The following is a 21,740-nucleotide window of genomic DNA, read 5'->3' as shown; positions in this document are numbered from 1 at the left end:
TAAAACAGTGATTCCCTAAGCGTGACTAACTCACTCTGGCTAAAAGTTGCCTTTTAAAGGGCTGATACTCCGCCATCTACTGCGATACATTGGCCTGTCATATAGGTATTTGCTGGCGATAGCATCATCAACATCACCGCGACTATTTCTTTGGGCTCACCGAGGCGTTTCATAGGTGCGCCGCGGCTCATTTTTTGTTGCTGCTCAGCATCTGCAAAATTGGTGACCATAGGGGTTAGCGTAAAGAATGGACAAATTGCATTAACCCGTATATTGGCGCGGCCATATTCAACCGCAGCGGTTTTGGTTAAGCCAATAACCGCGTGTTTTGCCATTGAATAAGCACTGCCTAATGCCGCGCCGCCAATACCCGCCATAGAACTGACATTAAGAATGACCCCTTCTCCTTGGGTCAGCATTTGTTGTATTTGATGACGCATGCCAAATTGCACACCTTTAACGTTTACCGCAAATTGGCTATCCATAATAGATTCATCTATCTGATGAAACGGCATAAACTCATGGGCAACCCCGGCGTTATTGACTCCAATATCTACACGACCAAATACCTCCATGGCAGTGTCTACCATTAATTTACACTGGTCATTTTTTGAAACATCGCATTTCATGGCTAGAATTTCTGCGCCTGTTGCCGCAATATCATCTGCCACTTTATGAACACCTGCTTCATTGATATCGCTGATCACTAGTTTAGCGCCGCGATTTGCTAGTTCTTGGGCAAGTAGTTGTCCAAAACCTTGTGCCGCCCCGGTTATGATGGCGACTTTACCGCTAAAATCTAATAATGGATCCATGAGATAACTCCTGTAATTCGTGGTTTATTTGGTTATAGCAGTGAAAGCTGCAAGTTATTTTTGGGCGATTACTTGTAGGGCCATTTTTGCTAACGGTTCGACAAATGCGCCGACTTTATTAGCATTTTCGTTTGATGCATTGCCTTGGGATGCGCGTTTAGCAACGCCTTGAGCAATAGCGGCTAACCTGAAGAAACTAAATGCGAGATAAAACACCCAATTTTCAATGCGCTCGATACCCATTCTTTGGCAATATCGGGCTACATATTCCTCTTCGGTAGGGATACCTAAACTAGTACGATCGACACTTTTCAATCCGTCGATGCTACCCATACCTGCAGGCATTCTTAGTTGCATACATTGATAAGCTAAATCAGCATACGGGTGGCCTAACGTTGATAATTCCCAATCCAGCAGTGCAATGACCTTGGCTGAGTCTTTGGCAAACATCATATTGTCTAGGCGAAAATCGCCATGGACTAGACAGCTTCGACCGTCATCATTAGGTAAATTCGCTTCTAGCCATTGGCTTAGATCATTCATCGCTTTAATGGGGGTAATTTCAGTCTGGCGGTATTGAGAAGTCCAACGGGCTAATTGACGCTCAAAATAGTTACCTGCTTTACCATAATCACTTAACCCTACCTGCTCGACATCAACACTATGCAGCGCTACCAATACTTTGTTCATTTCATCATACATTGCTGTACGTTGCTCATTCGTGGCTATGTCAGATAAAGATGCACTCCAATACACAGTGCCATCGCAATACTCCATCACATAGAACATCGAGCCGATGATGTTTGGGTCCTCACATAAGTGATATACCTTTGCGACTGGCACCTTAGTATCTTGCAATGCTTTGATCACTTTATATTCGCGATCCACAGCATGGGCTGACTTTAGCAACTTGCCAGGTGGTTGCCTGCGCAGCACATAGTTACCTGTTGCCGCTTGCAATTTAAACGTCGGGTTAGACTGGCCACCGGCAAACTTTTCAAGCGTAATGGGACCCTTAAAACCCGCAATATGGCGCTCTAGATACTGAGTTAATTGTTTAAGGTCTATTAAATTATCGTCTAACATTGGCAATTCTCTTTTAGACCACTTAGGGTCAATAGTTAACTTAATTTAGTGTCGCGAATCAAAACCACTTCACCCTTTTGATTACAGTCAGGTGATGCCAGATGTTAATTCGCTACCTTCTTAACTAAGTCACGTCCCAGTTGCATCATATGCACCTGATCGGGTCCATCAGCTAAACGTAAGGTTCGTTGCCCAGCCCAAGCATGAGCTAAAAATGTATCTTGGCTAACACCCACAGCCCCATGACATTGGATTGCACGGTCGATGACATCAAGGGACATATTCGGGGCAACAATTTTAATCATGGCGATTAAATCTTTAGCGGCTTTATTGCCTTCGGTGTCCATTTTTTGGGCTGCTTTTAACGTCATCAATCGCGCTTGTTCAATCTGACAGGCTGACTTTGCAATATCTTCACGTACCGATTGTTGTTTTATCATCGGCTGACCAAACACAATGCGTTCACTGACACGTTTACACATTAAATCTAAAGCCCGCTGGGCGATGCCAACTGAGCGCATGCAATGATGTATCCGCCCAGGGCCTAAGCGACCTTGAGCGATTTCAAAACCTTTGCCCTCACCAACAATAATGTTTGCAACAGGTACACGGACATTGTCAAACATGACTTCAGCGTGGCCTTCTGGCGAGTCATCAAAACCAAATACCTTCATCGGCCTGACTAAAGTCACACCAGGGGTATCCATTGGTACCAGCACCTGTGACTGCTGTACGTAGCGATTGCTATTTGTTGGATCCGTTTTACCCATCACAATCATAATTTCACATTGCTTGCGGCATGCGCCACTGATATAGAATTTACGGCCATTAATGACATATTCATTACCGTCACGTTCTATACGTAATTCAATATTGGTCGCATCACTTGAAGCGACTTCTGGCTCTGTCATCGCAAAAGCTGAACGAATTTTGCCTTCCAGTAATGGTTCTAACCATTGTTTCTTTTGGGCTTCGTTACCGTAACGAGCTAATACTTCCATATTGCCAGTGTCAGGTGCAGCGCAGTTAAACACTTCAGGCGCCCACATGACTCGGCCCATTAACTCTGCCAGCGGTGCATATTCAAGGTTGGTTAACCCTGCACTATATTTGCCATAGGTAACCGGTAAAAATAAATTCCATAAGCCTTCCGCTTTTGCGATTGCCTTGAGCTCTTCCATTAAAGGAGGGGTTGACCAAGGTTCAAGTTCAACTTGTTTATGCATTGCTGCTTCGTTAGGAAAAATATGTAAATCCATAAATTTGCTGACACGTTTCATTAGCTGCTGAACTTTAGGACTGTATTCAAAATCCATTTTATTCCCCTTTCAATCTGAACATCATTTTTTGCATTACAAACAGTGCAGTACGCAGGTCATGTCGTCAGTTAACAATCAACTAAGCGACATCAGTGATTTTTTGTTAAATGGTTTAATCTCGTCTATCGCATTGGACTTAATCTTATTTACCCACTGCGGATCAACGAGTAAAGCGCGGCCAATACCCACTAAGTCAAACTCATCGTTATTTAAACGGATCAGTAATTCATCAATACCCGTTGGGTTAGATGTGCCAGAAAGATCGGCGTTACCTTCACCGATAAAGTCAGCATCTAAACCAACATTACCCACTGTAATAACGGGTTTATTGGTAAGCTTTTTAGTCCAGCCCGCTAAATTAAGATTTGAACCTTTAAACTCAGCAACCCAAAAGCGTCGGGTACTTGCGTGGAATATATCGACACCGGCATTGCTGAGTAAACATAAGAAAGTTTCTAATTCCTCAGGGGTTTGGCAAAGCTTGGCGCTATAATCTTGTTGTTTCCACTGAGAAAATCGGAAAATAATTGTAAAGTCTGCACCTACAGCTGCACGTATGGCTTTGACAATCTCAACACCGAAACGAGTGCGATTTTCAAGTGAGCCACCATATTTATCATGGCGTTGGTTGGTGCCTTCCCAGAAAAACTGATCAACTAAGTAACCATGTGCCCCATGCACTTCGATAGCATCAAATCCAATATTTTTCGCATCCAATGCTGCTTGGGCAAATGAAGCAACAACGTCATCAATATCGGCCTGAGTCATAGCGACACCATTTTCTGCGCCAGGTTTGTATAAACCAGACGGACTATGGGCAGGCGCTTCTTTATCTGGACCTATGCCTAATTTTCTGACAGACCCCACATGCCAAAGCTGAGGGGCAATTTTTCCGCCAGCGGCGTGTACTTCATCTACCACATGCTTCCAGCCTGCAAGGGCCTTCTCTCCATAAATCGCGGGCACGTTTTCATAACCGTTAGCCGCTTTATGGGAAATAAAGGTACCTTCGGTAATAATTAAACCTACATCACCTTCTGCGCGGCGACGATAGTAAGCCGCAACATCTGCAGTAGGCACATAGTTTGGCGAAAAGGCACGTGTCATTGGTGCCATCACGGTTTTATTTTTTAATGACAAACTTTTGCTGCTGAAAGATTCAAATAGTTTATCGATACTATTATTGGTGTTATTCGGAGTGCTGTTGTTAGAAATAGTGCTGTTGCTTGAAATAGTGCTGTTTTGACTGCTCATAATTTTTTCCTAACACGGGTTTTTATTGGTTATTGTTTTTAGTTATTTGATGCGAATTGACTGCTATTAATAACGGTTTTTGCCATAATCTCGTTAATTAACCGATTAAATAGCCACCATCCACATTAATCGCGGTGCCTGTGGTATAGCTAGAAGCGTTAGAGACGAGATACAATACTGTGCCGGCCATTTCGTCTGGCTGCGCCACACGTTTCATTGGCACGTGATGCATCATTTGTTTGAGGATTTTAGGGTTGTCGACTAATGCCGAGGCAAATTTAGTATCTGTGCCGCCAGGTAGTAACGCATTAACTCGAATATTAAACTGAGCACATTCTTTGGCAAAAGCGTGCGTCATTGAAATTACCGCAGCTTTGGTTATCGAATATATACCTTGATAATCACCCGGGATAACGCCATTAACGGATGCCACATTGACAATAGATCCACCGCCACTTTGCTTCATCAATTTAGCGCCTTGGGTAGACATAAAGAAATAGCCACGAATGTTAACGTCGACAGTTTTTTGAAAGGCACTTAAATCAGTATCCATAATGTGGCCGAAATATGGATTAGCGGCGGCATTGTTCACTAAAATATCTAACTTGCCATGCTTTTGTGTAATAGCGGCAAACAGCGAGTCTATTTGTTCCATCTCACCAATATGACATGCAATTGCCTCTGCACTGCCGCCAGCGATAACAATGTCATCGACCACTTTATTACACGCATCAAGTTTTCGACTTGAAACGATAACATGCGCGCCGTACTGGCCTAAAAGTTTCGCAATACTTTCACCAATACCACGACTCGCGCCAGTGACTAATGCTACTTTCCCTGTTAAATCAAATAAGTTGATCTCTGCCATGCTTAATCCCTATCTATTTTTAAGTTGTTTTATGCGGCGTTATCTAAAGGTTACCCAGTCTTCTCCTGCTTGCTCTAAATGACTATAATTATTTAAATAATCGATACTTAGCATCTGTTCTGAAAATAATAATTTAGTGACACTGGTATTTCTAACCTGCTGATTTATCATCAATAATTCTTTATTGGTTAATTTAAGGATATGTTGAATGATGACTGAAATTGTTCCGCCGGAAGTAAATACCAATATATCTTTTGATTTTTTTGCATTGTCATCATTAGCACTAAGCTGGCGTTTAGTGGCCAACTCTTGATCTATTATATTTTGTAGCGCACGGATGCAGCGTAACTTGAACTGCGGCCAGCTTTCTTTATATTCGTCATGTTTATCACTGAACATCCAGCGTTCTAACGCCAGTGCAAATTCTTTTTGAAAGGTTTTATTGGGGTGCTGCAATTTATTGATATCTTCACTCATCTTGGGGAAGTTTTGCCATTGAGGGTGGTGTTTTTTTAAAATATCAACATGGTCAAATTCATTAAAGCCCGAGTGAATAATCATCGGGACTGTGCTGGTTTGATAACCTTTATTAAATCCAGATAATGTTTGCCCATGGCGTAACAGATCGCCACAATAAAACTTACTTGGCTGGGCTCTTGCGCGCCAATATTCACCAAGAAGCTGTGCTTGTTGTTCACCTTTTTTTGACAGCTGATCGTAATCAGCACTTCCAAAAGAAGCTTGCCCATGTCTTATCAAATATATTGCAGCCATATAAATACTCAGTGTGATATTGGGTTTTAAGCAGCGAAACAAAAAACGTTTATTGATGCTTCAATTTGTTTATAGCTTTTAATTACCACCTGCACGTTTATTGACTAACAACTGCTGGTGGTTTAGTTACCTTTGTAATCGGGCTGTTTAAAATCGACATGACTATGCTAAGGTTGCAACCTAGATTAAACAAATGAATAGTTCTTATACCCTACTATTTATATTTTAAATAGTTAGGCTGATAAATTTTGACCAGCGTAGGTTGAATTTTTTTGATTAAAGTTAGCAGTGTAGATTTTTAGCAAGGATGCAATGGTGTCAGCATGAAAATAGATTTAAATTTGTTTGTGGTTTTTGATGCAATTTATTGTGAGGGAAATATTACAAAAGCGGCTTCTGTACTAAATTTGTCTCAACCCGCAGTCAGTCATTCCTTAGGTAAGTTGCGTGCTCACTTTGATGATGCTTTATTTGTGCGACAAGGTAATGAAATGAGACCGACGCCGGTGGCAAAGAATGTTATTGCGGATGTGCGTGAAGCCTTACATCAGCTACAGGTTTGTTTGGTGCAATCAAGGCAGTTTGAGCCGTCAACCTCCCGTGAAAATTTTTCACTGTCATTGCATGGTTCATTAGAACCCTACTATTTACCGCCACTACAGCAAAGTTTATCTAAAGAGTCTCCGACGATAAATCTACGCAGTAATAAACGCGTAAGGCGTAGTGATTTAGAAAATAAATTAGCCAGTGGCGATATCGATTTAGCCATTGATGCACTTATTCCTGTTAGCAATAATATTTTGCATACCCAACTAGAACTAGATCAAGTGGTGGTGGTGGCACGCAAGGAGCACCCTACTATTAATAGCAGCTTAGATTTGGATACTTATTTACATCTTCAACATGTTTTAGTGTCTTCGCGCTCAACAGGGCCAGGACTTGAAGATTTTGAATTATCACGCTTAGGCTTACATCGTAAAATATCATTACGCTGCCAACATCCTTTTTCGGCATGCCGTATTATCACCAATAACGATATGTTGCTCACATTGCCTAGAAGAGCAGCTGAGATGTACAGTGAATTGTTTGATATCAACATTTATCCGATGCCTGTTGAATTGCCGGGCATTGACGTGCATTTATATTGGCATGTGAATGTCGATAAAGAGCCCGCTAATAAGTGGCTTCGTAATAAAATGATTATGGCGGCATCAAATAACTAAACTAACAATTAATTGGCCCGTTAAAAGCTTGTCAGTAACTGAACCTAGACTTAATCAATAATATTGGCTTTGATTTGAAAGTTTGATGCAAGCTGTAGTTAAGCACTGTTAACGTTTTGAGGTACCAACTCGTCATCTACTAATGAAGTTTGACATTCACTATGTCGGTAGTACTAACTTGGTTTAAAGAAGGTGATTTTAGTTTTCATAATGCTCAAATCACCCTAACTCAGAAAACATTTCTATTAAGTTGTTAGGGTTATCGGCAGGATGCTGGCAGTGTATCCGTTCTTTACAACTGAGCAGACATAATTGCCATAACTGTTGCTTTGTTTGAGTGTCTAAACTTCTAAAGTCAGCAACGCACAATTGGCCTGATTGAATTAACTTAGCAAGTTTATCGATGGATATTGAAATGTTTAATTGGGACATACTATTTTCTCAATTGATTTTTTGGCTATTATAACCAATTGAGAATGATTATCAATAAGGTTCAGCCTTTATCTTTGACTATTTATTGTCAGCTAAAAAATCAAACCATGTTGATTGCGGCTTTCCGTCAATTGAATAGTTAACTAGCGCGCGCCAAACCATATAATTACTACTACAGGAACCGTAAATAGCACTACCTTTATAGTGGTTAGGATTACTGTTTTTTTCTGCAGTAAGATTTACCGGTATTACCCCCATAAACATGTCTCTTCCTTCGATTCGCATTTTTACATCAGTGACAGGGACGGAAAAGTGTAAATCAATACTCAAAGGTTTTTCACTTGGTGTGAAAACGGGGTTAATCATCAGCATAATGTCGATACCGTTAACATTTAACTTACATACCCCTTGTTGAAATTGGCACAAACTGCTGTCTATTGCATCAGATGTTACTGTTTTAGTGTTTGATTGAGGATTACATCCACCTAAAAACACTATAAAAAAAGAGCCAACAATCCATTTTGTTAAAAACTGCACAACTTTTAACCTCTCGATTCATATTGATAACATTATCTTTAGGAAATTGATCTAGATCAAGTTTACACCTAGCTCACATATATCTTTTTTGACTTAGCTCAAGTATCATTGCATTGCCTCGTGATAGTTATAAAAAACATGAGGTAACACCTTGACAATAATTAAAAAAGCAACTCTAAAACAGATACTTTTTTAACCACCTGTCACCCTAAACAGGTAAAGATCTTTCTTTACTAATTTTAAAGTAAAAGTAATAAGCCGTGGAAGCATTATGATGAACCATTCCCAGCCTACAGGCGCTGATTACAATTACACCGTTGTTCGCCAATTTGCATTAACCACAGTATTGTGGGGAATCGTTGGTATGGCAGTTGGTGTATTGATTGCGGCCCAGTTAATCTGGCCACAACTAAACTTTGAAACTCCATGGTTAACGTATAGTCGTTTACGACCTTTGCATACGAATGCCGTGATTTTCGCGTTTGGTACTTCAGCCCTTTTCGCAACATCCTACTATATCGTACAACGCACTTGTCAAACCAAACTGTTTGCACCTAAATTAGCTGCTTTCACGTTTTGGGGATGGCAAGCCATTATCCTCTCTGCTGCAATTACATTACCAATGGGTTTCACCTCTGGTAAAGAATATGCAGAACTTGAGTGGCCAATTGATATCGCCATTACCATTGTCTGGGTGAGTTATGCAATTGTGTTCTTTGGTACCATTATCAAACGAACAACATCGCATATTTACGTTGCAAACTGGTTCTTCGGTGCTTTCATCATTACGGTTGCAGTATTGCACATTGTTAACTCAATGGCGGTACCAGTAAGCTTATTCAAATCCTATTCAATGTATTCTGGCGCAGTAGATGCCATGGTGCAGTGGTGGTATGGCCATAACGCTGTTGGTTTCTTATTAACAGCAGGTTTCTTAGGTATGATGTACTACTTTGTACCTAAGCAAGCTGGTCGTCCGGTATATTCTTACCGTTTATCAATTGTTCACTTTTGGGCATTGATTGCGTTATATATCTGGGCAGGTCCGCATCATCTTCATTACACTGCTTTACCTGATTGGACACAAACATTGGGTATGGTGATGTCGCTAATTTTATTCGCACCTTCTTGGGGCGGTATGATTAACGGTATTATGACACTGTCTGGTGCTTGGCATAAACTGCGTACAGATCCAGTATTACGTTTCTTAGTTGTTTCATTATCTTTCTATGGTATGTCTACCTTCGAAGGACCAATGATGGCAATTAAAACCGTAAACGCACTGTCTCATTACACTGACTGGACTGTTGGTCACGTTCACTCTGGTGCGCTTGGTTGGGTTGCGATGGTTTCAATTGGTTCTTTATACCATTTAATTCCTGTGCTATTTGGTCATGGCCGTATGTACAGTACTAGCCTAGTTAACGTCCATTTCTGGTTAGCGACAATTGGTACAGTTTTATACATAGTATCAATGTGGATCTCTGGTGTGATGCAAGGTCTAATGTGGCGCGCAGTTAACTCTGACGGTACTTTGACTTATAGCTTTGTTGAAAGCTTAGAAGCATCTTATCCGTTCTACTTTGTTCGCTTTATTGGTGGTGTGTTCTTCTTAACGGGTATGTTTATCATGGCGTATAACGTGTTGCGTACCGTTAATGCCCCTAAAGACACCCTTCCAGCATTAGCTGAAGCCAAAGCATAAGGAGCAGAACGATGAAATTTAATCATGAAATAATCGAAAAAAACATCGGCCTGCTTGGTATTTTTACTGTAATCGCAATTAGTTTCGGTGGTCTAGTACAGATCACCCCTTTGCTTTTCCAAAAAGATACTACTGAACCAGTTGAAGGTTTAAAGCCGTACAATGCTTTGCAGATTGAAGGTCGTGATATTTATGTCCGTGAAGGTTGTTACAACTGTCACAGCCAAATGATCCGTCCTTTACGTGCCGAAACTGAACGTTACGGTCACTACTCTGTTGCTGGCGAATCAGTTTGGGACCACCCATTTCAGTGGGGGTCTAAACGTACTGGTCCTGACTTAGCCCGTGTTGGCGGTCGTTACAGTGATAAATGGCATGAAGTGCATTTAATCGACCCACGTAGTGTAGTGCCTCAATCTAATATGCCTGCTTACCCTTGGTTAGCAGATACCAAATTAGATGGAAAACTAACGGGCAATAAAATGCAAATCTTAAGTAATTTCCACCCGGATCATAATTTGTATACCGCGGAAGAAATTGCAGGTGCTGAAGCTGCTGTTAAAGGCAAAACTGAACTTGAAGCGTTAATTGCTTATCTTCAGTCTTTAGGTCATGCACTGAAATAAGGAGGCAGTTATGGATTATGGAACATTACAAGGCATTCTAACCATTATTGTTATGGTGGTATTTGCCGGTATTTTCTATTGGGCTTATAGCTCAAAAAGCAAAGCCAAATTTGATGAAGCTGCTAATCTGATTTTTTCTGAAGAAGAAATCGCGACACGCGCTAATAATTCAGGAGATAATAAGTAATGAGTATCTTTTGGAACGTTTGGATTATTTTTCCAACATTATTAGTTATCGCCGGTTGTTTTTTCCTGCTTAGAGCTTGCTCTAAGAACAACACAGGAATTGATGAAGGGGAATCAATGGGTCATAGCTTTGACGGCATTGAAGAACTTAATAACCCACTACCAAAGTGGTGGTCTTATATGTTCTACATCAGTATCGTGTTTGGTTTGATTTATCTAGCACTTTACCCCGGTCTTGGCAGCTATCAAGGGCTATTTGGTTGGACAAGTTCGAACCAAAGTGTTCGTTCAATCGAAGAGTCTAAAGCAGCGGTTGAGTTAGCTACTGCAGAGCAACGCCTTTCTCAGTACGATCGTGAAGTCGCAAGTGCTGACAAGCAATACGGCCCTATCTTTGCTGCTTATTTAGCTACGCCAATTGAAGAGCTAGTTAAAGACGAAGAGGCACTTAAAGTTGGTGGGCGTTTATTCCTACAAAACTGTGCTCAATGTCATGGTTCGGATGCTCGCGGTAGTGTTGGCTTCCCAGATTTAACCGATGGTAATTGGTTATATGGTGGCGATCCTGCAACTATTAAGACAACGCTGATGAATGGTCGTAACGGCATGATGCCTCCTAAAGGCGGATTACCCATCGAAGATAGTGAAATTCGTGGCTTAGCTGAATACGTGTTTAAACTATCAGGACGTGATCATGACGCTACGTTAGCAGCTCAAGGTCAAGGTTCATTCATGAAAGGCTGTTTTGCTTGTCATGGTATGGATGGCACTGGTAATAAGTTTATGGGCGCACCTAATTTAACTGATGATGCTTGGTTATATGGCGGAAGCCGTTTACAAGTTATGCAATCAATTGCAAATGGTCGTTCAGGTGTTATGCCAGCGTGGAAAGATATCCTAGGTGAAGAAAAAGTTCATGTAGTATCTGCATACGTTTATAGCTTATCAAACAAATAGTTACAGCTTGATAACAAAAAAGGCCTCGTTTAAACGAGGCCTTTTTTTTAAGTGATTATTAATGGTTTTCAGGTTAAAATAGATTAATAATAAAAGTTAATAATTAGGACCGTTTTATGTCTGCTCCTCTTCCCTGGTATAAGCACTTTTGGCCTTGGTTTATCGTTGTTCTTCTTTTTGTTGTTGTCCTTAAAAGCATGGTTGCGATGAGTATCGCCATTGATAATGCTGACTCCTTGGTTTCAGATGATTATTACAAAGAAGGCAAAGCCATCAATATGGATTTGCGTAAAATTAAGCAAGCTAAAAACTTAGGCATGCAATACTTAATTGAAGTTGACGATCACGAACTTAAAATATCTCAACATGGCGGTCCTGCATACCAAGCCGTATTGAAAGTCAGTTTTATTCACCCAACCCTTGAAGAAAAAGATTTCAACATTAATGCCACTGCTGATGGCAACGGCACATATCGAATTGGTTTATCAGAAGCGATTTCTGGGCCATGGAATGTCCGACTTGAAGGCTTTGATGCAAGCTGGAGAATCCAGCAACGTATTGAAATTCATGATGATGTCGAATACTGGTTGAATTGATATATATAATGCAAAACTGCTATCACTGTAATGAACCTGTTTTAACTGGCAATGAATTCACCACTTTTATCGACAACCAAGATCAGCTTATGTGCTGTCCTGGTTGTCAGGCGGTTTCACAAGCTATTATTGATTCAGGTCTGGCGAGTTATTACCAATATCGAAGTGAACCGGGTAGCAAACAAACTGCCCTGGTCCCAGCTGAATTAGCGCAATACTCAGCTTATGATATCCCTGAAGTTCAACAAGACCTTACCCACAAAGTTGATGGTATCAATACCATTTCAGTTTCGATTGACGGTATAACCTGTGCGGCATGCGCATGGTTAATTGAACATAAGCTAAAACAATTAGCGGGTATTACTAACATAAGCGTAAATTCTACCACGCAGCGCGCTTTAGTTAGTTGGCATGAAGAGTCACTGAAACTCAGTGAAATTCTTGCGGCGATAAGCCGTATTGGCTACCAGGCTGCGCCTTATCAAGTGGATGAGCAAGAAAAGCAAAGTAAAACAGAAGGCCGAAAGTTTTTATTACGCTTAGGCTTAGCTGGTTTTGCTACCATGCAAGTGATGATGTTTGCATTGGCCTTGTACTCTGATTACTTCACCCTCCAAGATACTCAAATGCGCGATTACTTTCGCTGGGTCAGTATGACCTTGGCCGCGCCAGTGGTATTTTATTCTGCTCAGCCTTTTTATTTCAGCGCCATAAGAAGTTTACTTAGCGGTAAACTCAATATGGACTTATCGGTATCAATTGCAATCGCCGGAGCTTATATTGCCAGTTGTTTTGCAACGATTAATGGCAATGGAGAAGTGTATTTTGAATCTGTCTCCATGTTTACTTTCTTCCTATTACTTGGCCGCTATTTTGAACAAAAAGCCAAACAAACTGCATCCGTCAATTCAAGTAATCTTCATAAACTGGTGCCATTAACAGCTCATTTAAAACTTGATGGTGATATTTCAGAAATACCTGCCAAGCGATTAAAATTAGGCGATATTATCCTTGTTAGACCGGGCGATATCGTTGCCGCTGATGGGGATATTATTGAAGGGAAATCGGGTCTTAATGAATCAATGCTCACAGGTGAGCAAATGCCTCTCATTAAAACCATTAATGACAGTGTATTTGCTGGCACAATTAATATTGATCAAGCCCTGACGGTAAAAGTCACCGCTTTAGGACAAGATCAACTCGTCGCTGAAATTATTCGCTTGCAAGAAGTGGCTTCAAACACCAAACCTGCTATTGCGAAACTGGCTGATAGGTTAGCGCGTTATTTTTCAGGTACGATTTTAGCAATTGCGTCGTTAACCTATGTGGTGTGGTTACAAATTTCACCAGAAGATGCTTTTTGGGTGACATTATCGGTATTAGTGGCAACCTGTCCTTGTGCCCTCGCCCTTGCTACGCCAACTGCGATTACTTGCGCGACGGCTATTTTTACCAAACTGGGTATAATCACCCGAAAAGCTGGGGTATTTGAAAAACTGCCTCGTATCAACCATGTCGTATTCGATAAAACCGGTACCTTAACCTGCGGCACTATTTCACTTGAAAGTATTGTATTAACCGATAGCCAAAATGAACAAACCGTTTTAGCCTATGCCGCCGCATTAGAAACTGGCTCACTTCACCCAATTGCCAGTGCATTTAAAGCCCATGCTCACAGTGATATTTGTGCCACCGACATACAGCATCACGTTGGCTTAGGCATATCAGGTAACATTAATACTGATGTCGTTAAAATTGGTAATGCTGAATTTGTGGGAGTCGATGCCAATCAGTGCAACGGCAAACTGTTGTGGTTGTCTGTGAATGGCATTATTACAGCCTGTTTTTCCCTAAAGGATGCTCTCAGGGTAGATAGTCTAGAAACCATAAAACAACTTCAACATCAAAATATCGATGTTAGTATTGCTAGTGGTGACTGTGCCAGCCATGTGAACGCTATCGCGCAGCAGCTTAATGTTAAAAATAGTTATGCAGGACTTAACCCTAAAGATAAACTAGATTTGATAAACAAATTACAACAAACACAAGATGTGGCAATGTTTGGAGATGGCATTAATGATGCTCCCGTTTTAGCCGGAGCCAATTTATCCGTCGCGATGGGAAGTGGCAGCGCTATCGCTAAAAATAGTGCTGATTTGATTTTACTTGGTGATCAACTATCTAAGTTTAATCAAGCAATTACAGTTTCAAAGTTAACAAATAAAATAATAAAACAAAACTTAATTTGGGCGTTTGCTTACAATGTCATTATTCTACCGCTAGCGGTTACCGGTCATGTAGTACCGTATATTGCAGCGATTGGAATGTCAGTTAGTTCGATTATTGTCGTATCTAACAGCTTACGCTTACTCAGGATAAAAATATGAGTATCATCTACGTACTAATTCCTATCGCAATGCTATTTGTTGCAATTGCTGTTGCCATCTTCTTTTGGGCAGTCAAAAGTGAACAATTCGACGATTTAGACCGTCAAAGTGTTTCTATTTTATTTGATGAAGATAAACCAAGTGAAACAGAATCAGAGAAAAAGAATTGATTGAATACAATGTATGGGGTGCTTTTTTAGTTGGATTAATGGGTGCGGCACATTGCTTTGGCATGTGTGGTGGTTTAGTTGGCGCATTTGCATCTAACTTACCCAATACAGCATCAAATCAGCTCGCCAATCAGTTAAGTTTTTTATTAAGCTACAATCTAGGCAGGATACTCAGTTATACCCTAGCTGGTGCATTAGCTGGAGCCAGTACCGCAGCCTTAGGTTATATGTTTGACCTTGATAACTATCTTATCGGCCTGCGTATTTTTGCTGGCATTATGATGATAGCCACAGGGCTTTACATCGCCCAGCTTTGGTTTGGTATCGTGCAAATCGAAAAAGTGGGCAAAATGTTATGGCGTTTTTTAAAGCCATTGGCTAACAAATTGTTACCCATTAAACATAAACATCAAGCCGTCATGGCTGGTATAATATGGGGTTGGTTACCATGCGGTTTAGTCTATAGCACCTTAACTTGGGCTGTTGCGGCTGGTAATGCCCTTGATGGCGCCTTAATCATGTTAGCTTTTGGTTTAGGTACATTGCCCGCGTTACTCAGTGCCGGTGTAGCGGCGAAAACGTTAGCTCAATGGGTACAAAAAAAGCAGGTCCGAATGATAAGTGGGATCTTGATTGTAGTATTTGGGCTACAAACTATATATATCGCCATCATGCAGCTAAACTAGCTGTAACTTTGTTATTAGTTTAACATGGCTAAGTAGTAATTAATTGAGAGTACATATGCCTATAGACCCAACTAAACAACTTCGAGCATCAACCGGAGGTTGTGCGATACATTGTCATGATTGCAGTATGGAATCATTATGTATCCCCTTCTCGCTTAATAACAACGAGTTAGATAGACTCGATGAGATTATTGAGCGTAAAAAGCCAGTGCAAAAAGGTGACCAAATATTTAAGTCTGGTGATCCTCTCAAGTCTTTATTTGCTATTCGATCTGGAACAATTAAAAGCTACACCATCACAGAGCAAGGCGATGAACAAATCACTGGCTTTCATTTAGCTGGTGACGTTATCGGCTTTGATGGTATTCATTCTCAAATTCATCAGAGTTTTGCCCAAGCATTAGAAACTGCAATGGTATGTGAAATACCGTTTGATACTTTAGATACCTTAGCGGGCAGTATGCCAAAACTTAGACAACAGATAATGCGTCTCATGAGTAATGAGATCATGAGCGATCAAGAAATGATTTTGTTGTTATCTAAAAAGAATGCCGAAGAACGCCTAGCCGCATTTATCAGCAATCTGGCTAACCGTTTTGGTAGCCGCGGTTTCTCACCTCATGAATTTAGATTAACCATGACCCGTGGTGATATTGGTAATTACCTTGGGCTAACAGTTGAAACAATTAGCCGCTTACTTGGCCGTTTTCAAAAGTCAGGCTTTATTGAAGTTAAAGGCAAATACATCACTATTGTTGATCATAAAGCACTGAGTCAGTTAGCGGGTAATTCGCGGATTGCAACCTAGGCCTAACAACTTTTCAAAGTTTGATCTCTCTCAAAGTATTTTATGGCAATAACAGTGATAGTTAATTAACAGAGTTTAACATTTTAGCTTGGAGGTTTTATGAAGGATTATAATAAGATACTCGTTGTCATAAACCCTATGACAGATCATCAACCTGCGTTAGCTAGAGCTGTTGAGCTAGCGAGTAAGTCCAACGCAACTATCACTGCATTTCTCACTATTTTTGACTTCTCCTACGAGATGACATCAATTTTATCCAGTAATGAGCGTGAAGCTATGCGTCAAGGCGTTATAGCTCAACGTGAAACCTGGTTAAATGAAGCCATCGAAAGTTATACTAAGACTGGAATGTCTATTGATGCGAAAGTAGTTTGGCACAATCGCCCATTTGAAAGTGTTATTAAATACGCTATCGATGAACAATTTGATTTGTTGGTCAAAAGCACCCACGAGCACGATAAACTCAAATCAATTATTTTCACACCTACTGATTGGCATTTATTACGTAAAGCGCCTATTCCTGTTCTTATGGTTAAAGAACACGATTGGCCAGTAGCAGGTAATATTGTTTGCGCAATAAATGTAGCGTCTGAAGATGAAGATCATCAGACTCTTAATACCAAAGTTATTAAAAACGCCTTAAATTTAGCCGATAAGTTTTCAGCTAAAGTGCATTTAGTTAATGGCTATCCAGGTACCCCTGTCAATTTAGCCATAGAATTGCCAGAGTTTGATGCCGCAAGTTATAACGACACGGTCCGAATGCAGCATGAACAACGGATCCAATCTATCGCCCATAGCTTTGATATTCCATTAGAAAATTGCCATGTTGAAGAAGGTCTGCCTGAAGATATTATTCCTGAATTAGCCACAAAGTTAGACGCTGAGTTAGTTATTTTAGGTACAGTGGGTCGTACAGGTTTTTCTGCCGCACTAATTGGTAATACAGCAGAACATGTTATTGATAGCATTAACTGTGATCTACTCGCTATCAAGCCAGATGGGTATAAGTCACCTCTAGAAGAGTAAATCCTTTACCCTAAGGCAGAATGCTGGAATAATACGCGCCCTGAAACAAATGGTTACTGGGCGCTTTTTTATGTCGCAAATGCAACAACAAAACAAACTACAATTGGATCGTCAAAATAAGCTCGAAAAAAAGCTCCGCCATGAAGTTGGTCGTGCTATCGGCGATTATCAAATGATTGAAGAAGGTGACATTGTTATGTGTTGCCTTTCAGGCGGCAAAGACAGTTATGCCATGCTTGATATTTTATTAAATTTACAAAAACGTGCCCCGATTTCTTTTGAAGTTGTCGCGGTAAATTTAGATCAAAAGCAACCTGGGTTTCCAGAAGATATTCTACCTGCCTATTTAGATAGTTTAAAAGTGGCCTACCATATCTTAGAAAAAGACACCTACTCGATAGTCAAAGATAAGATCCCTGAAGGTAAAACCACTTGCTCTTTATGTTCTCGCCTTCGTAGAGGAACCCTATATGGTTTCGCACAGCGGATCGGCGCCACTAAAATTGCCTTAGGTCACCACCGTGATGACATCATTGAAACATTATTCTTAAATATGTTCTTTGGTGGCAAGATGAAAGCAATGCCACCAAAATTACTTTCGGATGATGGGGCTAACATGGTGATCCGTCCATTAGCTTACTGTAAAGAAAAAGACATCGCTGAATACGCAGAATTGAAACAGTTCCCGATTATTCCATGTAACCTTTGCGGATCACAAGAAAATTTAAAACGTGGTGCAGTTAAAGACATGCTAAAACAGTGGGATGTGGATTTCCCTGGTAGAATCGAATCCATCTTCACGGCGATGCAAAATACCTCGCCGTCACAAGGTGTTGATCGTAACCAATTTGATTTCTTATCACTTGAAAGAAATGCTGACGCACCTATGTCTGGCGCTGTGGCTGAATCAGAGCTACCTGCATTTGATTTTCTTGATATGAGTAACAACGGCCATATTAATCTTGATGCTGCAGCAAGAATTGATGTTGTGAGTACCTACAAGCCGTAATCACATAACGTTCGATTATACAGCACTTTAATAAGTGCTGTAGATATACAAAAGCCCTCTATTGAGGGCTTTTTCAATCTATCTAAAAAGTTTTACTCGACAAACGGGCTAATGACTGCAGGAGTAACAGAAAAAGAAATCTCATTTAATTCATTGAGTGTAAAGTTAGCCAATTGTAGCGGCTCACTAATAAGCTGCTGTTTATTATCAATGCTAACAGTTACCGGATAGTCAGTATCGTTAAAACTGAATGTAACACCAGATATTGGCTTTCTAAAATACTTCATTGGAAAACCTTGCTGGCCATCCAATAACGCATCCATATCATCTTTTACCGCAAGGATTTGCTGCTGATTATATGATTTAAGCTGTTGCTTCGCCCTCACCTGCATTGCTATGCCACATCCTGTGGGATCACCCTTCATGGTTAAGTTAATTAAACCGCGATCAGATTTTAACTGAGCATCATAAGGTAAAAAAAGCCGCTGCTGCTCATTAAAAGTTAATGGATATTGGTTTTTCTCAGTACTGATATCCCCGCTTAAAATAGTGCAAGCTTGAGTTTTAGGCACACTAAACACAATTTCAACTAACTGATAGTTGGCTTTGTTGACCTGCTTTAATCTTTCGTAAAAACCGGCATAAGGAATAGATACCGTATCGGCAATTGAAAAAAAGCTTACCGAGAAAGCCACTGTAGCCATTGCTAATCTTGTTGTTATTTTCATTAACTATAATCCAGCTAAATAATTTTTATTATGACGCATCATTTGAAGTAATTCGTCGATATATTCATGTTTACGTTCTGAGTAATGTAACAGGCCAAAGACCAATTCTTCTGCAGTGGGCTCAATATCTTGGGCTCTTAGATCCGCCCTGATTGAACGTAATAAATGGTAAGCCGAATTAGTATTCAAATTAAGCAGGTATGCAGCTATTGAGTCCTCTGGGGTATCAAACGATGCAACTTCATGATTAAGCCCTGGGGTTCTTGATTGCGGCACTAAACCACAGCCTTTAGAAAAGCACCATTGCCCAAAATAATTATTACCTTCTGTAGCGAAGCGAGAGCTGCCCCAACCAGTTTCATTGGCGGCTTGAATTAGTACCATTTTAACTGGCAAGGTATCGACGCGTTCAAGTAACGGTGTCAGAGTGATTAAATCAAACTTTTTTACTTGATATCGATATTTTTGAGTTAGCTTTTGCAATTTAAAAATATCAGCATCAGTAAGCGGTTGCCCATTACGAAGGTTATTGAGAATAACAATTAAAAATTTTCTTTCTGCACTAATAATTGCATTTTGATGTTTGACTGCAGGCGTCATGTAATCAAAAAACGTTTGTTTCTTAGTTGGGATATCTGAAATGCTCGAAAAATCTGGCACTTGATTTGAAAGCTGTGGGTTTTCTTTTATATCAGGAGTGGTTATCAAGATTTGTTCAATCGTTGGTACTAGCCAAGCTCTGATAAAAAACATAACAATGATGACCCCCGCTAAAGCAAGGGTAAACTTTCCAATTCTACCTGTTTTCAATTAAAAGCCTTTATGTAATTTTTTTAGTGATTATACCGAGATTTGCACGTAATAGAAGGTATGACTTAAAGCGATTAATCGCTATTTTAACAGACTGAAATATTTCAATAATAGAGATTAAAAATGGACTACCTTAAGCGCTTTTATATCAAGTTTAGATAACTGATTAAGTAAAAATAATGGGCCTTTAAGGCCCATTATCGTTAAAGCACCTGTGCAATCGCTTTACAAATCACAGGGATATTTTGTTTTGTCATTCCTGCAACGCTAATACGACCTGAGCCTACAATATAAACACCAAACTCTTCTTTTAAACGAGTTACTTGTTGCTTATTTAAACCAGAAAAACTAAACATACCGTTTTGACGTGATATAAAGCTAAAGTCTTGTGATACGCCTTCTTGCTTTAAGGTATCTACAAATAAGGTTCTCATTTCTGCGATACGTTGACGCATAGCACTAAGCTCTGATTCCCATTCTTTACGTAAGCCATCATCAGATAAAATGGTACTCACAATTAAGCCACCATGAGCTGGAGGGTTTGAGTAACTCGCACGGATAGTCTTTTTGATTTGGCTAAAACTTTTTTGTGCTACAACTTCTGTTTCAGCAACAACGGTTACTGCACCGATACGCTCATTATAAAGACCGAAGTTTTTTGAGAATGAGTTAGCGACTAATAATTCAGGCACTTTGGCAGCTACAGCACGTAACCCTTGTGCATCTTCTTCAATGCCGGCGCCGAAGCCTTGATAAGCAAAATCAAATAAAGGAACCAATTGCTTGTCGCTACATAGTTGACCGATGATTTGCCACTGCTCAATAGTCAAATCAATGCCTGTAGGGTTATGACAGCAGCCATGTAAAAGCACCATGTCACCAGCTTGCGCAGTATTTAGATCGGTGACCATAGCATCGAAATCCATGTCATGTGTTTCAGCTTTGTAATAACCGTATTCTTTTATCTCTAAACCAGCAGTTTGAAAAATATTTTGATGGTTTGCCCATGTCGGGTTACTCACCCATAAGATATTTGAGTCAGTGTTGTTTACTAAAAACTCAGCTGCAACTCGTAAAGAACCTGTTCCGCCAGGTGCTTGGGCGGTAAATGCTCTTTTGTCACGAATGATGGCACTGTCTTTACCAAATAATAAGCTTTGAACCACTTGGTTATAACGCTCCACACCTTCAATTCCAAGATAGTTCTTTGTTTTCTCAGTCTCTAATAAAATGGCTTCAGCTTTTTTTACCGATGTCAGTACAGGAGTTTGACCTGCTTCGTCTTTGTAGATCCCAACACCTAAGTTAACTTTGTCTGTACGAGTATCTTTTTTAAAGGCATCGGTTAAACCTAAGATAGGATCTGCTGGCGCTTGAGGGATTTGAGAAAATATCATTACATCTTTCCTACTATTGAAGTGAACAACTTTTTTCTATTTATACCATTGTATGACTTTAGGAAGTAGTCACAAAAGACATTCTGGTAATAATTAGATCACAGTTTGAAGATTCATTAAAAATATTCCCATAAAACCAAATATTCTTGATAAAAAGAACTCTAACTTAGTTCATGGTTCAGTATTGTGTGTTCTTTATTTCAGATAGTCTGAATTGAGTACATCGAATAAAGAAAGACCAGCTAAAGTTTAACTGATGTTGTCTATTTAAAAACGACGAGGGATTATGAGTAATATGTTTTATTAAAATAAATTTTGGATACAAAAAAGCCCCAACT

General features: G+C 40.1%; 23 protein-coding genes. 12 read left to right on the top strand and 11 right to left on the bottom strand.

What is annotated here, in order from left to right; genetic code table 11:
• Window positions 1-53: 53 nt before the first annotated feature.
• The 6 genes from AB4160_RS18805 to AB4160_RS18780 form a co-directional block, all read right to left on the bottom strand.
• A complete protein-coding gene (locus AB4160_RS18805) occupies window positions 54-815 on the bottom strand; it encodes an SDR family NAD(P)-dependent oxidoreductase (RefSeq protein ID WP_102476789.1) in 762 nt (253 codons plus the stop codon).
• Between the two features lie 54 nt (window positions 816-869).
• Window positions 870-1,901, bottom strand: coding sequence for a phosphotransferase family protein (locus tag AB4160_RS18800; RefSeq protein ID WP_372005971.1), 1,032 nt, complete (start codon window positions 1,899-1,901; stop codon window positions 870-872).
• A 104-nt stretch (window positions 1,902-2,005) separates the two neighbouring features.
• Window positions 2,006-3,217: an acyl-CoA dehydrogenase family protein gene (locus AB4160_RS18795; RefSeq protein WP_102439462.1), complete on the bottom strand. Its 1,212-nt coding sequence runs from the start codon at window positions 3,215-3,217 to the stop codon at window positions 2,006-2,008.
• A gap of 78 nt (window positions 3,218-3,295) precedes the next feature.
• Window positions 3,296-4,474, bottom strand: a complete 1,179-nt coding sequence (locus AB4160_RS18790) for an NADH:flavin oxidoreductase (protein ID WP_372005968.1) — start codon at window positions 4,472-4,474, stop codon at window positions 3,296-3,298.
• A gap of 97 nt (window positions 4,475-4,571) precedes the next feature.
• A complete protein-coding gene (locus tag AB4160_RS18785; protein ID WP_102439463.1) occupies window positions 4,572-5,342 on the bottom strand; it encodes an SDR family oxidoreductase in 771 nt (256 codons plus the stop codon).
• Between the two features lie 39 nt (window positions 5,343-5,381).
• Window positions 5,382-6,116, bottom strand: coding sequence for a histidine phosphatase family protein (locus AB4160_RS18780; RefSeq protein WP_102439464.1), 735 nt, complete (start codon window positions 6,114-6,116; stop codon window positions 5,382-5,384).
• 323 nt (window positions 6,117-6,439) lie between these two features.
• On the opposite strand from AB4160_RS18780, the gene AB4160_RS18775 reads away from it, so the two are divergent.
• A complete protein-coding gene (locus AB4160_RS18775; protein WP_102520578.1) occupies window positions 6,440-7,339 on the top strand; it encodes a LysR family transcriptional regulator in 900 nt (299 codons plus the stop codon).
• A 219-nt stretch (window positions 7,340-7,558) separates the two neighbouring features.
• Here the strand turns inward: AB4160_RS18775 and AB4160_RS18770 are convergent, their stop codons facing one another.
• Together AB4160_RS18770 and AB4160_RS18765 are read right to left on the bottom strand one after the other, a co-directional pair.
• Window positions 7,559-7,771, bottom strand: a complete 213-nt coding sequence (locus AB4160_RS18770) for a hypothetical protein (RefSeq protein ID WP_102439466.1) — start codon at window positions 7,769-7,771, stop codon at window positions 7,559-7,561.
• 78 nt (window positions 7,772-7,849) lie between these two features.
• Complete coding sequence (locus AB4160_RS18765; RefSeq protein WP_372005965.1) at window positions 7,850-8,308, bottom strand: hypothetical protein; 459 nt, start codon at window positions 8,306-8,308, stop codon at window positions 7,850-7,852.
• Between the two features lie 271 nt (window positions 8,309-8,579).
• Between AB4160_RS18765 and ccoN the strand changes: the two genes are divergently transcribed.
• From ccoN to ttcA, 11 genes are all read left to right on the top strand, one after another.
• Complete coding sequence (ccoN, locus tag AB4160_RS18760) at window positions 8,580-10,013, top strand: cytochrome-c oxidase, cbb3-type subunit I (RefSeq protein WP_102439468.1); 1,434 nt, start codon at window positions 8,580-8,582, stop codon at window positions 10,011-10,013.
• Window positions 10,014-10,024: 11 nt separating this feature from the next.
• Window positions 10,025-10,639, top strand: coding sequence for a cytochrome-c oxidase, cbb3-type subunit II (gene ccoO, locus AB4160_RS18755; RefSeq protein ID WP_102439469.1), 615 nt, complete (start codon window positions 10,025-10,027; stop codon window positions 10,637-10,639).
• 10 nt (window positions 10,640-10,649) lie between these two features.
• Entirely contained in the window at window positions 10,650-10,826 is a 177-nt protein-coding gene (locus AB4160_RS18750) for a cbb3-type cytochrome c oxidase subunit 3 (RefSeq protein ID WP_102439470.1), read from the top strand.
• Entirely contained in the window at window positions 10,826-11,782 is a 957-nt protein-coding gene (ccoP, locus tag AB4160_RS18745; protein ID WP_102439471.1) for a cytochrome-c oxidase, cbb3-type subunit III, read from the top strand. Before AB4160_RS18750 ends, ccoP begins: the two co-directional genes overlap by 1 nt.
• A 116-nt stretch (window positions 11,783-11,898) precedes the next feature.
• Complete coding sequence (locus AB4160_RS18740; protein WP_076536711.1) at window positions 11,899-12,378, top strand: FixH family protein; 480 nt, start codon at window positions 11,899-11,901, stop codon at window positions 12,376-12,378.
• 8 nt (window positions 12,379-12,386) lie between these two features.
• Entirely contained in the window at window positions 12,387-14,765 is a 2,379-nt protein-coding gene (locus tag AB4160_RS18735) for a heavy metal translocating P-type ATPase (RefSeq protein ID WP_303460904.1), read from the top strand.
• Complete coding sequence (gene ccoS, locus AB4160_RS18730) at window positions 14,762-14,935, top strand: cbb3-type cytochrome oxidase assembly protein CcoS (RefSeq protein ID WP_102435391.1); 174 nt, start codon at window positions 14,762-14,764, stop codon at window positions 14,933-14,935. The genes AB4160_RS18735 and ccoS overlap by 4 nt, the downstream gene beginning before the upstream one ends.
• Complete coding sequence (locus AB4160_RS18725) at window positions 14,932-15,621, top strand: sulfite exporter TauE/SafE family protein (protein ID WP_102435393.1); 690 nt, start codon at window positions 14,932-14,934, stop codon at window positions 15,619-15,621. Before ccoS ends, AB4160_RS18725 begins: the two co-directional genes overlap by 4 nt.
• 55 nt (window positions 15,622-15,676) lie before the next feature.
• Window positions 15,677-16,429: an electron transport transcriptional regulator EtrA gene (gene etrA / locus AB4160_RS18720; protein ID WP_102435395.1), complete on the top strand. Its 753-nt coding sequence runs from the start codon at window positions 15,677-15,679 to the stop codon at window positions 16,427-16,429.
• A 99-nt stretch (window positions 16,430-16,528) separates the two neighbouring features.
• Complete coding sequence (gene uspE / locus AB4160_RS18715; RefSeq protein ID WP_102435397.1) at window positions 16,529-17,458, top strand: universal stress protein UspE; 930 nt, start codon at window positions 16,529-16,531, stop codon at window positions 17,456-17,458.
• A gap of 79 nt (window positions 17,459-17,537) precedes the next feature.
• Window positions 17,538-18,467 (top strand): tRNA 2-thiocytidine(32) synthetase TtcA, encoded by a 930-nt coding sequence (ttcA, locus tag AB4160_RS18710; RefSeq protein ID WP_102435639.1) that lies wholly within the window; start codon window positions 17,538-17,540, stop codon window positions 18,465-18,467.
• A gap of 92 nt (window positions 18,468-18,559) precedes the next feature.
• Here the strand turns inward: ttcA and AB4160_RS18705 are convergent, their stop codons facing one another.
• The 3 genes from AB4160_RS18705 to AB4160_RS18695 form a co-directional block, all read right to left on the bottom strand.
• Window positions 18,560-19,195, bottom strand: coding sequence for a DUF2987 domain-containing protein (locus AB4160_RS18705; protein ID WP_198589348.1), 636 nt, complete (start codon window positions 19,193-19,195; stop codon window positions 18,560-18,562).
• A gap of 3 nt (window positions 19,196-19,198) precedes the next feature.
• The gene (locus tag AB4160_RS18700) at window positions 19,199-20,005 is read right to left on the bottom strand and encodes a glucosaminidase domain-containing protein (RefSeq protein WP_102435401.1); all 807 of its coding nucleotides are present in this window, start codon (window positions 20,003-20,005) and stop codon (window positions 19,199-19,201) included.
• A 203-nt stretch (window positions 20,006-20,208) separates the two neighbouring features.
• Window positions 20,209-21,402: an amino acid aminotransferase gene (locus AB4160_RS18695; RefSeq protein WP_102435403.1), complete on the bottom strand. Its 1,194-nt coding sequence runs from the start codon at window positions 21,400-21,402 to the stop codon at window positions 20,209-20,211.
• Between the last annotated feature and the right edge of the window lie 338 nt (window positions 21,403-21,740).

The sequence above is a fragment of the Shewanella sp. 10N.286.51.B8 genome (genome assembly GCF_041469325.1).
GTDB lineage: Bacteria > Pseudomonadota > Gammaproteobacteria > Enterobacterales > Shewanellaceae > Shewanella.
The sequence above is the reverse complement of the archived record's forward strand: the minus strand, read 5'-3'. Positions and strand labels throughout refer to the sequence as shown.